Source organism: Vreelandella piezotolerans, from assembly GCF_012427705.1.
GTDB lineage: Bacteria > Pseudomonadota > Gammaproteobacteria > Pseudomonadales > Halomonadaceae > Vreelandella > Vreelandella piezotolerans.
This window is the reverse complement of sequence record NZ_CP048602.1, coordinates 2,135,285-2,149,185: the sequence shown is the minus strand read 5'-3', so window position 1 is coordinate 2,149,185 and position 13,901 is coordinate 2,135,285. Positions and strand designations below refer to the sequence as shown.

Sequence of the window (13,901 nt, the reverse complement as noted above, 5' to 3'; positions counted from 1 at the left end):
CCTACTCGATATCGACACTTACTCGATATCGATATAAGCACCCAACTGACGCATTCGGCTCTCAAAACGGGTCACGTTGTCGACCAGCTGGTCGGGGCCGAATGCCACGCACTCCGCTAGAATCGCTTCGCTGAGCGTAATCGCCGCCAGTATCGACGGGAAAAAGTGCGGCGTGGCGTTGGCGACGGTAAACGTCATGCAGGCACCCGGCACGAGTGGCGATCGCAGCGTATCGGTAATCACGATGGCTTGAACGCCGTTGGCGCGGGTAATTTCCAGCGCCTTCACCGTCTCGGCGCAGTAGGGCTCAAAGCCAAACGCCACCACCACATCCTGCTCATTGAACGGGGCCAATTCGGTGAGCAAGCCTCCCTCCTGGCCGCGAATGAGCGTCACTTCCGGCATCGCAATGCGCCCCACGTAGGCAAAGTGGTACGCGCAGGCGAAGGTGTCTCGAAACCCGACCACGGCGACTCGCCGTGCGGCCAAGATTCGCTCGGCGGCCTCTTTGACGCGCGTTTGGTTATCCGCCGTAAACAGCCTGCCAATATTATCGAAGGCAGCGTCGCCTACCTCCGCAAACAGCGCCGCTTCTGGTTTTCGGTGCTGCTGCTTCAACTGGCTGGCGCGGCCGGATAGCTCCACCGGCGCTGCTTGCACTGCCGATTGAAACACTTCCCGAAATGGCTCGTAGCTCTCGAACCCAAGCCGCTTGGCTAACCTGACCAGGGTGGAGGGAGTGACGGATGCTGCCTGAGCCGTTTTGCGGATCGACTGAAACGCCATCTCTGCAGGGTGTTCCAGCACATAGCTGGCGGCACGCTTGAGCTGTGGGCTAAGCGCTGCGTAGCTCTCGGCTAGCTGCAGGTGAATGCTGTCCAGGCTGATGGCGTGAGTGGCGTTGTCTGGCATGGCACCCTCTTTCATGGAAAATAAAACATTTGTACCAATTATAAATGTTTTTGCTACAGATGTATTGACGGCGTCCCCGCGACTACTTTATCGTTCAAAAAAAAACACATTCGTTTCTTTTTATTTTAAATAAAGAAACAAACGTTTCGTTGAGTTTTGACGACTGTTCCGAGGAGGTTAGAAAAAGCACCATGCCTGCTGACGCTACTGCGCTGCCCAATTATGAAACGCTGCTGGTGAGTTTAAATGCCCGCGTAATGACCGTACGACTGAATCGCCCGCAGCGCCTCAACGCCGTTGTTGAGGCGCTCTACCAAGAGCTGCTGGATGTGCTGCGAATAGCACAGCAGTCGCCTCAGGTCCGGGCGTTGGTGCTGACCGGTGAAGGCCGGGCGTTTTGTGTGGGGGCCGATATGAAAGCCCACGGCAGTGCCGCGCGCACGCTGTTTCAGCGTCGGGGCTATTTGCAGCTGGGTAACGACGTATGCGAGGCCATCACCCAGCTCGGTAAGCCGGTGGTGGCGGCAGTGAACGGTTATGCGCTGGGGGCAGGCGCGGAAATGGCCGTCGCCTGCGATTTTGTCGTCATGGCCGATGACGCGCAGATAGGCTTTCCAGAAACCAGTATCGGGACGTGCGTAGGTGGCGGCGTTTCCAAACTGCTTCCCCAACTGGTGGGGCTCACCCAGGCCCGCCGCCTGCTCTACTTAGGTGACAAACTTTATGGGCCTGAAGCCGCCGAGATGGGGCTAGCGCTGGCGAGCTATCCGCAAACGCAGCTGATGGCCGAAGCCCAGCTGCTTGCCGAACGGCTGGCCAAGCAGGCGCCTGTGTCCATGGCGATGTTAAAGCCGCTGGTCAACCGCAGTACCCATACAAGCATGGAGAGCCAGCTTCAACAGGAGTTGGACGCGGTGTTTACTTGTTCCACGACCGATGATTGGCAAGAGGGGGTCGATGCCTTTGCCGAGCGGCGAGCGCCAAATTTCCAGGGCCAATGATCTCGGCCCTTTTGAATTAGCTTGGTATCACTCCGTCACGCACTTCTTTGTCAAACAGGTCACGCAATGAATACTCTCGAAGGCCATCTTCCACTGCGCAGCCCGCTGCATGATATCTTAGCGCCCTCTGGCATTGCCGTAGTAGGCGCTTCTGCAGACCCCACCAAACGGGGCTACAAAGCCATGGTTGGGCTGATTAATGGCGGCTACCGGGGACATATTTACCCCATCAATCCCAAAGCCGATCACATTTTAGGCGTGCAGGCGTGGCCTTCACTCACCGAGATGCCGGGCCGCCCTGAGCTTGCGCTGCTATGCACGCCTGCGGCCAGCGTGCCTGCGCTGATTGCCCAGTGTGGCCGCCGGGGGGTGAAAGGGGCGGTCATTCTGGCCAGCGGGTTTGGCGAAACCGGCGAAGAGGGGGCAGCGCTGGAGGCACAGATGATGGATATCGCCCGTGCCCACGGCGTGCGTATCATCGGCCCAAACACTTCTGGCATGTTTAACCTGCACCACCAAATTAACTTGCTGGCGCTGGATAACGTCAAGCCGGGGGATATCGGCATTGTGTCTCAGTCCGGCAATATGCTGCTCTCTCTTGCGCTGGAAGCCCAGCATAACGGGCAAGTGGGGTTCAGCACCTACGTTGGTCCTGGCAACCAGAGCGATATCGGCTTTAACGATTACCTGCGCTATTTAGGGGAGGACGAGCACACTCGCGTGGCTACGCTCTACGTGGAGGGCTTCCGTGATGGGCAGCAGTTTCTGAAAGTGGCCCGTGACGTGACCGCCATGAAGCCGGTGGTGGTGTATAAATCCGGTGCCACCGAGCAGGGCCAAAAAGCCGCCAGCTCCCATACCGGTGCGTTGGCCGGTAGCTACCAAATGACCGTCGATTTGTTGCGCCAGGCAGGCGTTAGCGTGGTGCAGTACTCCGATGAAATCCTGCCCGTGGCGGAAGGATTGGGGCGGCTCCAAAAAGCCCCCGGTAAGCGCGTGGCGGTGATTTCTGACGGCGGTGGCCAAGCCACCATTGCCGCCGACCGGTTATCGGAAGCGGGACTGGCACTGGCCGAGCTTTCTGACGCTACTCGCTCTGCACTGCGCGAGGTGTTACTGCCTCAGGCATCTACCCTTAACCCGGTGGACGTGGCAGGCTCCTCGGATGCTAACCCTTCGCTGCTTGCACGCTGCATCGAGCTGGTGATGGCGGATGAAGGCGTCGATAGCGTCTTTCTGGTGGGCATGTTCGGCGGGTACAGCCTGCGTTTTGCAGAATCACTGATGGGCGACGAGATGCGCGGCGCAGAGCGCATGGTAGAGCTTGCTCAAGCCTCTGAGAAACCCCTGGTGATTTACAGCCTTTATGCGCCGATCAAACCGCCTGCGTTGCGCCGTCTACACGAAGCCGGTTTGCCGGTGTATTCCTCGATTGAGCATGCGGTGCGCGTGCTTGCTGCCCTAGGTGAGCGAGGAGAGTACCTCGCCAGCCAACAGGCACAAGAGACGATAGCGCCCGCCGCGCCATCGGAAACAGGCAAGACCATGCTAAAAGCGGCCAAGGCGGAAGGGCGCGATTTATTGGAGTTTGAAGCAAAGGCTCTGCTGGCGGAGCACGGCATTACCGTACCTACCGAGTGGCTGGTACGCCAGGAGGAAGAGCTGGCCAAGATCGCCGAGCAAACCGCAAAAGTGCCGCTGGCGATGAAGGTGGTTTCAAAAGACATTCTGCATAAATCCGACGCGGACGGGGTCAAGCTCAACTTAGTGGGTGACGCCGCACTGCGCGATGCCTTTCAGGCCATTCACTCAAACGCCCAGGCTTACGACCCGAACGCCCAGATAGAGGGCGTGCTGGTCACGCCCATGGCTGAGAAAGGCGTCGAGGTGATTATCGGCATGCTGCGCGACCCGATGTTTGGCCCGGTGCTGATGTTTGGCTTAGGCGGCATTTTCGTGGAGGTGCTAGAGGACGTTGCTTTCCGCTCGCTGCCGCTGACCCTGCGCGACGCACGCTCCATGGTCGATCAAATTAAAGCGCAGAAAGTGCTGGCAGGGGTGCGGGGGGCTGCAGGGGTCGATAAGGAAGCGCTAGTGTCGCTGCTGATGCAGGTGTCTAAGCTCGTAGAGGCTTACCCAGATATTCGCGAACTAGACTTGAACCCGGTGATTGCCTATCCAAAAGGCCACTGTGCCGCTAACTATGCCATCGTCGATGCCCGAATCATTGTGGAGCGCCAACCATGAGCCAACCATTACCCGAATTAACCGATGCCACTCTCACTCTAGATAATCGCGTGGCGACACTTACCCTTGATCGCCACGACGTGCGCAATGCCTTAACGGGCACCGCACTCGTTGACGACATCGTCGCCACCGCCGCCTGGGTGAATGGCTGCCAGGAAGTATCGGTGCTGTTGATTACCGGAGCGGGCAGTGCGTTTTGTGCCGGTGGAAACGTAAAAGACATGGCCGAGCGCGGCGGCGATTTTGCGGGGGATGTGGCGGAAGTCGCCGAGCGCTACCGCACGGGCATTCAGCGGATGCCGCTGGCACTCCATAAGGTCGAAGTGCCCATCATTGCCGCCGTCAATGGTGCGGCCATCGGTGCCGGATTCGATTTGGCCAATATGGCGGATATGCGTATTGCCTCTCGCAAGGCGAGCTTTGGGGAGACCTTTCTCAATCTGGGGATCATTCCCGGTGATGGCGGGGCATGGTTCATGCAGCGGCAGATTGGTTATCAGCGCGCCTTCGAACTGACGCTCTCTGGCCGAGTGATCAGTGCCGAGGAGGCGTTTGCTTACGGCATAGTGCTGGAGGTGGTCGAGCCCGAACAGCTTATGGAAACCGCGATGGCCCATGCCCAACGCATTGCGGCTCAGCCGCCCAAGGCGACACGTCTGACTAAACGGCTAATGAAAATGGCGCCGGATATGGAGCTGAAAGCCTTTCTGGATGTCTGTGCCGTTTTTCAAGGCATGTGTCATAACGAGCCGGAGCATCTTCGAGCCGTGGAGCGGCTGATGGCACGTATGAAACGCTAACCCGTGTCTTACCACTGGCAGTTCGTGGCGATATTGATTTGCCAGAGCTTGTACGTTCGTATAGTCATCGTCTAATGTGTCGCTCAGTACGCTGCACTTTCCTCGTCGGGAGAGCGGTGGGTATCACATAGGGAGATGGCGCTCTGATGACTCTGGAAAGTTTAGGACTGACCCCCAGTACGCTGGTGTTTATCGTGTTGGGACTCACGCTGGCAGCCTTCATCTGGGGGCGATTTCGTTACGATTTAGTGGCCCTGGCGGCGTTGCTAGGCTCGGTGATGCTGGGCCTTGTCCCTGCCGATGAAGCGTTTTCCGGTTTTGGCCATCCAGCGGTGATTACCGTGGCGGCCGTGTTGGTGTTAAGCCGTGGTTTCGAGCGCTCTGGCGTGGTGGATGTCATTGCCAATCAGGTACTCAAAGTGGGTGAGCGCTTGATGCTACAGCTACTCGTGTTAGTGGGCACCGTGGTGGTGCTTTCTGGCGTGATGAATAACGTCGGCGCACTGGCGCTGCTGTTACCGGTGGCGATGCGTCTTGCCCGTGAACACAATACGTCTCCCTCATTGCTGTTGATGCCGCTGGCATTTGGCTCTCTGTTGGGTGGTCTGACCACGCTGATTGGCACGCCACCCAATATCATTATTTCCGCCTACCGAGGCAATATCACTGGCGACAATTTTGGGATGTTCAGTTTCTCGCCCGTGGGAGTCGCGGTGGCACTGGTGGGGTTGATGTTTATCGTGATCGTGGGCTGGCGATTGACGCCCAAGCGCAATAGCCAAGCCGCTACGGACGATATGTTCGATACCGCCAACTACTTGGTCGAGCTGAAAGTGACCGAGGATTCCAAAGCCAACGGGCTTACCCTGCAGCAGCTGCGCGACGAACTGGAGGAAACCATTCCCGTCTTGGCGGTGGTACGTGAAGACAACCGTCGAGCAGGCTATCAGTTTCATGGCGTGCTTCGCGAGGGCGATATTCTGCTGTTGGAAGCGGGTCCCGACGAGCTGAAACTACTGGAAGATAAAGTGGGCTTGAGCGCGATTGCCGAGCCGGAAGAGCCTGAGGAGGGGCAGTCAAAGGGCGATGATGAAGGCAAAGACGATGAACGTCAGCCGGTCGATACCGAAGGGTTGCAGCTCATCGAAGCCGTCGTGCGCAACGATTCGATGATGATCAATCGCAGCGTGCGCCAGTTACGTCTCAACCATCAGTTTGGCCTGCACCTCGTGGCCGTAGCCCGTGACGGTGGCCGCTTGAAACAGCGCCTGCGCGACATTCGTTTTCAAACCGGCGACGTGCTGCTATTGCAGGGCAGCGAAAACGAAATCGCCGATAGTTTATCGACGCTGGGTTGTTTGCCGCTGGCCAACCGCGAGCTTCACCTGGGACAGCCGCGCAAATTGGCCGTTTCAGTGGGGATTTTCGCCCTGGCAATCGTAGCCATGCTGCTCGATTTGCTGCCTGCTGCCGTCGCCATGAGCAGCGCCGCACTGGTGTCTCTATTGATCGGCGTGCTGCCCTTGCGTGATGGCTACCAGGCCATCGACGGGCCGGTGATCGTGTTGCTGGCCGCCATGCTGCCGGTGGGTGAAGCGCTGGAGACCAGCGGCGGTGCAGATATCATCGCCGAGGCGCTGCTACGGTTTGGCGTGGAGTGGCCGATCGTCGTGTCCTTGGTGGGGCTATTTTTGCTCTCCATGCTGCTCTCCAACGTGGTCAACAACGCCGCGGCGGCGCTGCTCATGGCGCCCATTGCGTCCAGTCTTGCCAACGGCTTCGACGCCTCGCTCGATCCGTTTTTAATGGTGGTGGCCGTCAGCGCCTCCTGTGCGTTTTTAACGCCCATTGGGCACCAATCGAATACCTTGGTTCTCGGGCCAGGTGGTTACCGGTTTGGCGACTACTGGAAACTAGGGCTGCCACTCTCGCTGGTGGTCATGGCCACTGCCATCCCAGCCATATTGTGGGTATGGCCCCTGTAGAAGATCAATGGAGCACTGGGCTCCGGCCTGTTCGTGGTTCGCGCTATTAGATTCCGAAAATTTTGCTAATCTATTACGCACATAGACCAATAAATATCGAACAGGCCGGGCTTATGAATCAACAGTATCGCCAGGATGCCATCGTCGAACTGGTTCGCCAGCACGGCTACATGAGTATCGAACAGCTCACCGAACACTTCGCGGTCACGCCACAAACCATTCGTCGAGACTTGAACACTCTGGCCAACGAAGGTCGCGTGCGCCGCGTACATGGTGGTGTCGGGGTCGAGTCAAGTACGGTCAATACGGCTTACAGCACCCGCAAAACGTTGCACCTCGAAGAGAAAGAGCGCATTGCCCGCTGCTTGGCACAGCATATACCCCATCATGCCTCCCTGTTCATCAATATCGGGACCAGCAATGAAATGATCGCCCAAGCGCTACTGGAGCACCAAGGTTTGGAGATCATTACCAACAACCTCAATGTGGCGGCGATTCTGCAACACAAAGAGGACTTCACGGTGATCATCGCGGGCGGTCAAGTGCGCTCCCGTGATGGCGGGATCATCGGCGAAGCCACCATCGACTTCATCAATCAGTTCAAAGTGGATTACGGAATCATCGGGATCAGTGGCATCGACGAGGATGGCTCGCTTCTGGAGTTTGACTACCAAGAGGTACGCGTTGCCCAGGCGATCATTGCCAATTCGCGAAGGGTGTATTTAGCCGCAGACTACTCGAAATTCCACCGAAACCCAGTGGTGCGCCAAGGTAACATTTCCCAACTGGATGCGCTGTTTACCGATCGTAAGCCCCCCGAGGCGATTCAGCGACTGCTCAACCAGCACGATGTGGCGCTGCACATTGCTTAGCGCCTGTCACGACAGTGCTCAGGCTTTGGCTAAGGTGGCAGAGTTTCATACTTGAGCATTCCAGGCGCCTAGAGTAGCCTCTGATGATAATAAAACGAAACAAAACAGACAAAATCGAAAGAACCTACAACAAAGTGAATGCGCTATGTCCTCCTTTATTCTCGCCATCGATCAAGGCACGACCAGCTCCCGCGCCATTCTTTTTGACCGCCAAGGCCAAATTGCGGCAGTTGCCCAACAAGAGTTTCCTCAACACTTCCCACAAGATGGGTGGATCGAACACGACCCGGAAGATATCTGGGAATCAGTGATCGCGACCTGCCGGGAAGTGCTCAGCAAAGCCCAGATAACCCCCGAGCAAGTGGATGGGGTCGGCATTACCAACCAGCGTGAGACCACGGTGGTGTGGGATCGCGACACAGGCAAGCCGCTGTACAACGCCATCGTTTGGCAAGATCGTCGCACCTCCGAGCGCTGTCAGGCGCTACGCGACGAGGGGCATACTGAGTTAGTACAGTCGAAAACTGGCCTATTGATCGACCCTTACTTTTCTGCCACCAAACTGGCCTGGATTCTCGATTGCGTCGAGGGCGCCCGCGAGCGTGCTGCCCGGGGCGAGCTGGCGTTCGGCACCGTCGATAGCTTTTTGATGTGGCGTTTGACCGATGGTAAACGTCACGTGACCGATGCCACCAATGCCTCGCGCACGGCGCTGTTCAACATTCATGACCAAACCTGGGACGAAGAACTGCTGGCGCTATTTGATGTACCCGCCAATATGCTCCCCGAGGTGAACGATTCCAGCGATGATTTTGGCACGGTCGAGGCCCACTGGCTGGGCGCGCCGCTGCCGATTGCAGGTGTCGCGGGTGATCAGCAGGCGGCGCTGGTGGGGCAGGCGTGTTTCAAACCTGGTATGGGTAAAAGCACCTACGGCACCGGCTGTTTCATGATCGTGAATACCGGGGAAACGGCCTCGGTATCGCGTAATCGCCTGCTGACCACCATTGGCTACCGTATCAACGGCAAACCTACTTACGCCATGGAGGGGAGTATTTTCGTAGCAGGCGCCACGGTGCAGTGGCTGCGAGATGGTCTGAATCTGTTTGCGGATGCCTCGGAAACCGAAGCACTGGCCCAGAAAACCCGCAGAGGGCACAGCGTTTACTTGGTGCCTGCGTTTACCGGCCTGGGCGCCCCGCACTGGGACCCTAAGGCCCGTGGCGCTATTTTTGGCCTGACGCGTGACACTGGCATCGCCGAAATCGTCGCGGCGGGGCTTCAGGCGGTGTGTTACCAAACCCGCGACCTGCAGCACTGCATGAACGATGATATGGAAGCGTCACCGGGTAACCTCCGTGTGGATGGCGGTATGGTGAAAAACAGCTGGGTCATGCAGTTTTTGGCCGATATGCTCAATGTCCAAGTTGACCGTCCGACCATTTTGGAAACGACGGCCCTGGGGGCGGCTTACTTGGCAGGGTTACGTCTTGGCTGGTACGACACGTTAGAGGAGATCGAGCAGCTCTGGCGTTGCGAGCGCAGCTTTACGCCCTCCATGGAAGAGGCGACCCGTGAGAAGCTCTACCAGGGCTGGTTGGATGCGGTATCCCGGGTGCGCTCTACGTAAAGAACGTCGCCGCGAAGCGCCATAAAAGATGCCGTTGTCAAACAGCGGCGTTTTTTATGGCGGTTTTTTAACGAAGCCATCGTCCTTGGTCGTATAGAGAAATCGTTATTTAGGAGTAAACTGCATCCGTTTTTAATGAGCAGGCGTTTTTCATCTTTTAAAGGCGCGTTAGTTCTTCTCCATTGATTTTTTCCTACCCTTTTAAAACAGTCGTTTAACTATCTTCTTGAAAGTCTACGTCATCGATAGCGCTTCTATGGGTGTTATGTAGTCAAACTACAACCCAGCCTGCTGCCAATGATGCATTGTGAGCATGGCAGCCGTGAACCATAGTGAAGTCATGGATCAGGGCGGTGTTTTGTTATCCCGATACGTCGCACTCATCCTTGCTACATACCGAGGCGCTGCCGTATTACCAGGGCGCTTAAGGCGAAGGTCTTGTAACGCTTGTGACCGTTTCGCAGTTACCGAACTGGGCACTTACCCGGCCCAGCATGAGTAGCAATGTCACCATTCGTCGTTAATTAAGATGGCTGCTCGATTATTCATTACGAAGTATCAAACAATAACGAGCAGCGGCTGACCATACCATGAGGGACTAACCATGAACTGCATCGAATTGAGCCAACAAGCCGACCGTATCGCTAGCTCTTTCAGCAAGCAAGATTTAGCCAAGCTAGTATTGGCGCTGAAGAGCAATCGTGAGTCGCTCCAACATGCCGTCGAAGTCATCGACACCATTGATAGTCGTTCGGGCTGTACGCTGGAAGAAGCATGGGATGAGGTATTAGCGGGCGATTCTCAACTTCTCGTCGAACACGAAGAGTGATGCCTTAACACACTGACTCACGATATTAATACCCCCTGCTATTGCGTTAGCAGGGGGATTTTTATGTGAGCAAGAGTGACGGTTTAGGATGATCGCTTCTGTTTAAGAGAGCGTTTCAACCGGCGGCCGAGATGTATCACGATTCTCTTTGAAGTAGGTGGTAAACCGTTCTTCTGCTTCTTCGCCAAAGAGGACCCGACAGGCCTCTTTGAGGCCTGGCGACTGGCGCAGCTGCTCATGGTGAACGACCAGCGACACCTTGGCGCGGCGGCGTAAGAAGTCTTCCAACTGCGTGATCATCTCATGGTCACGCGCGTGCTCGAGTTCGCAGCGGATGTACTCGGTGCCTTCGATCAAAATATCGGCTTCAGAAGGGTCTTGGCGAATTTTCTCAAGCATGGGAATCGCTTGTTCTGCATAACGTCGCCATAGTCTTGAGGAGAGCGGCTCTGAAGAGGTAGCCGCCGTCATGGCATCCAGGTTCATGCGCTTGGCTTGATCCATAAACTGCTGCTTCACCGGCTCGGGCGGCTCGCCATACCAGTGAAAGTTAGGATCGCTGAGCGCCACGCCAAGCGCTTTTACCTCTTCGGCAATTTCATCGCCCACGTTGAGGCAATCAGTGAGCTTGCCGCCAAAGATACTGATATGGGCACTCTCTGCATTGGTATCGATGACATGCTTGCGCGATAGCTGCAGGAAGTCGCGGTCGCTGCCCTGGTCGGCCTTGATGGCGAGAGGGCGTACCCCGCAGCGCGTCGATATGATGTCGGCTTGGGTGAGCGGTTTGTCGAGCGTCAGGCGCTTGTTGATGTTCTCCAAAACGAACGCGATATCGTCGGCGGTGACGTCGACCTCGGGGTGCTCCATATGGGTGTCGGTGGTGCCGACACAGGTGCGGTTGCCCATCGGAATGACGAAAAATAAGCGTCCATCATCGGCAAAGAACGCCAGCACCCGCTTGGTGTCGGTTAACTGCGGCACAATCAAGTGAATGCCTTTCGAGTAGAGGTGCTGGTGGGACGTTTTTTGCCCCGTCAGAGCATTGTGCTGGTCGACCCAGGGGCCAGCGGCGTTGATCAATACTTTGGAACGAATATTGAAGGTGCTGCCATCCATTACGTTGCGGGCTTTGGTCACCCACACGTCGCCTTCACGCTCAGCGCCCAGCGATTCGACATAGTTGGCAGCGACGGCACCGTAATTGAGCGCATGGCGCACGAAGTTGAACACGAAGCGAGCGTCGTTATCATGCAGGTAAGCATCCGAGTACTCGAACCCGCCAACGGCACCTTCAATGTCGATAATCGGCTCTTCTTTCTTGATCTTTTTGGGCGAGAGTAGGCGCGGTAGCTTGGTAAAGCCGTTGCCCATGAGCCAGTAAAGCCAAGTGCCCGCCCACAAATAGCGCGGAGAGTGGCGGAAACCTTGTGTAATCGTGGTGAGGAAACGAATTTCTTGAACGGTAGACGGGTAGCTTTTGATTAAGTGGTTGCGGCTTTTGCAGAGCTTACGTACCAGCGCAAAGTCTTTGCTTTCCATGTATTTGATGCCGCCCCAAACCAGGTTCGAGGAGTGCATGCTGGTACTGCCAGCAAAGTCGCCACGGTCGATTAGGGCTACTTTAGCACCTTTGCCCGCAAGAGCAGCGGCGGTTGCTGCACCATTGATGCCGCCACCGATAATCAGTGCGTCAAAGTCATCAGTGTGCAATTTCTCGACATTACGGTTACGCAGTTTCATAGCGGTTCCAATTAATTAAGAAAAAGCCCCGTGTCGGTTGCGGTCTCAACGAGTGGAGAGGGCAACAATGCCCGCCGCTGATGACACCACGGAAAAGGGGCGGGCTGGCGCCCGCCCTATAGGTCTTAGCGGGTGCCGGCCGCCATCCATGCTTCCATCATTTCATCGTAAGGAACGGTGGTGCCTTGCGGCATCTCGTTATCCAGCTTCGCTTTGGGTGCGCCTTCCTGGTCAAGCCAGTACTGCGGGTCGCGTTCTTCGTTCAGCACCGGGGCATAGCTGTCGAAGACGTTGGCCCGTGCCAAGCGGTTCATGGTGTTGTCCATGTCGGCGGCGAGCTTGTCGAGGCCTTCTTGGGGCGTGACTTCACCACTCATCACCGGTGCCAGGTTCTGCCACCACAGCGGTGCCATGCGTGGGTAGTCCGGTACGTTGGTGCCGGTAGGGGTCCAGTTAGACTCGTTGGGGCTGCGGTAGAACTCCACCAGGCCGCCCAGTCGGGGTGCCATTTCGGTCATCTGCTCGGAGAAGATGTCCGACTCGCGAATTGGCGTTAGGCCCGCCATCAGTTTTTCCAGCGAGGTGGTTTTCGCCACGGTGAACTGGGCAAACAGCCAAGCGGCCGTGCGGCGATCTTCAGGCGTAGAATCGAAGAAGGTCCAGGCACCTACGTCCTGATAACCCACCTTCATGCCCTCTTCCCAATAGGGGCCAGTGGGAGAGGGTGCCATGCGCCACAGCGGGTTGCCTTCGTCGTCGGTGACGGCAACAGACGGGTCGGTCATGTCGGCGGTGAAGGCGGTGTACCAGAAGATCTGCTGAGCGATATGGCCCTGGGCGGGCACGGGGCCAGCTTCACCAAAGGTCATGCCCTGGGCTTCGGGCGGTGCGAAATCACGCAGCCAATCCACGGCTTTCTGCATGGCGAAGACGGAAGCAGGTGAGTTGGTCGCACCACCCCGGCTTACGCTTGCGCCGACCGGCTGGCTCTCTTCATTCACACGAATACCCCAGTCATCCACCGGATTGCCGGACGGTACGCCGGGGCTACCCATGCCTGCCATGGAGAGCCAGGAGTCGTGGAAGCGCCAACCCAAAGAGGGGTCGCGGCGGCCGTAGTCCATGTGCCCGTAGACCTTAGTACCGTCGATCTCACCGACATGCTCGGTAAAGAATTCGGCGATATCTTCATAAGCGGTCCAGTTGGTGGGCACGCCTAAATCGTAGCCGTAAATGTCACGGAACTGCTCTTGCAAGTCTTCACGCTGGAACCAGTCATAACGGAACCAGTAAAGGTTGGCGAACTGCTGGGTAGGGAGCTGATAGAGGCTGCCATCGGGGCCGGTGCCATACTGCAAACCGATGAAGTCGTCCAGGTCCAGCGTCGGCAGGGTATAGTCTGCCCACTCGTTCTCCATGGCTTCGCTAAGGTTGATGGTGGTGCCGTAGCGAATATGCGTGCCGATGGAGTCGGTGTCGTTGACGAAGCCGTCGTAGATGCTGTTGCCCGACTGCATCTGGTTCTGCATGGTGTCGACCACGTCACCTTCGCCGATGATGTTATGGGTCAGGTTGATGCCGGTCAGCTCGCTAAACGCGGGAGCGAGCACTTCGCTTTCATACACGTGCGTGGTCAGGCCTTCGGCTACGGTCTGAATATCCATGCCCCGGAACGGCTCGGCCGCTTTGGCAAACCAGAGTAGTTCTTCGATCTGCTCCTCGCGGCTGAGCGTCGAATCTTGGAAGTGCTCGTCTACCAGGCGCTCCGCTATGGCCCGCGCGTCGTGGTCATCTGCCATGAGACTTCCCGATGCGAGCATTAGGCTAGCGGCGAGGGTAGTGAGTTTGAACTTGTTATTACGCATGTTGACCTCGTTTTGTT

The 13,901-nt window shown here is 57.0% G+C and carries 10 protein-coding genes; 7 read left to right on the top strand and 3 right to left on the bottom strand.

From position 1 onward, the window contains the following. Positions 1-18: 18 nt before the first annotated feature. A complete protein-coding gene (locus GYM47_RS09880) occupies positions 19-912 on the bottom strand; it encodes a MurR/RpiR family transcriptional regulator (RefSeq protein WP_153843710.1) in 894 nt (297 codons plus the stop codon). 191 nt (positions 913-1,103) lie between these two features. Here GYM47_RS09880 and GYM47_RS09875 point away from each other — a divergent pair, with 191 nt between their 5' ends. The 7 genes from GYM47_RS09875 to GYM47_RS09845 all read left to right on the top strand — a co-directional run bounded on the left by GYM47_RS09875 (position 1,104) and on the right by GYM47_RS09845 (position 10,276). Continuing rightward, positions 1,104-1,913 (top strand): enoyl-CoA hydratase/isomerase family protein, encoded by an 810-nt coding sequence (locus GYM47_RS09875; RefSeq protein ID WP_153843711.1) that lies wholly within the window; start codon positions 1,104-1,106, stop codon positions 1,911-1,913. A 66-nt stretch (positions 1,914-1,979) separates the two neighbouring features. Next, positions 1,980-4,160, top strand: coding sequence for an acetate--CoA ligase family protein (locus GYM47_RS09870; protein WP_153843712.1), 2,181 nt, complete (start codon positions 1,980-1,982; stop codon positions 4,158-4,160). Continuing rightward, on the top strand, positions 4,157-4,960 hold the full coding sequence (locus GYM47_RS09865; RefSeq protein WP_153843713.1) for an enoyl-CoA hydratase-related protein: 804 nt from the start codon (positions 4,157-4,159) through the stop codon (positions 4,958-4,960). Before GYM47_RS09870 ends, GYM47_RS09865 begins: the two co-directional genes overlap by 4 nt. A gap of 146 nt (positions 4,961-5,106) precedes the next feature. Continuing rightward, a complete protein-coding gene (locus tag GYM47_RS09860; RefSeq protein WP_153843714.1) occupies positions 5,107-6,945 on the top strand; it encodes an SLC13 family permease in 1,839 nt (612 codons plus the stop codon). A 113-nt stretch (positions 6,946-7,058) separates the two neighbouring features. Further along, on the top strand, positions 7,059-7,817 hold the full coding sequence (locus GYM47_RS09855; RefSeq protein WP_139527350.1) for a DeoR/GlpR family transcriptional regulator: 759 nt from the start codon (positions 7,059-7,061) through the stop codon (positions 7,815-7,817). Positions 7,818-7,962: 145 nt separating this feature from the next. Further along, complete coding sequence (glpK, locus tag GYM47_RS09850) at positions 7,963-9,447, top strand: glycerol kinase GlpK (RefSeq protein WP_153843715.1); 1,485 nt, start codon at positions 7,963-7,965, stop codon at positions 9,445-9,447. A 604-nt stretch (positions 9,448-10,051) separates the two neighbouring features. Further along, positions 10,052-10,276, top strand: a complete 225-nt coding sequence (locus GYM47_RS09845; RefSeq protein WP_044628033.1) for a hypothetical protein — start codon at positions 10,052-10,054, stop codon at positions 10,274-10,276. A gap of 102 nt (positions 10,277-10,378) precedes the next feature. On the opposite strand, the gene GYM47_RS09840 is transcribed toward GYM47_RS09845, so the two are convergent. After that, complete coding sequence (locus GYM47_RS09840; protein WP_153843716.1) at positions 10,379-12,019, bottom strand: glycerol-3-phosphate dehydrogenase/oxidase; 1,641 nt, start codon at positions 12,017-12,019, stop codon at positions 10,379-10,381. A gap of 125 nt (positions 12,020-12,144) precedes the next feature. Then, on the bottom strand, positions 12,145-13,884 hold the full coding sequence (locus tag GYM47_RS09835; RefSeq protein WP_153843717.1) for an ABC transporter substrate-binding protein: 1,740 nt from the start codon (positions 13,882-13,884) through the stop codon (positions 12,145-12,147). Between the last annotated feature and the right edge of the window lie 17 nt (positions 13,885-13,901).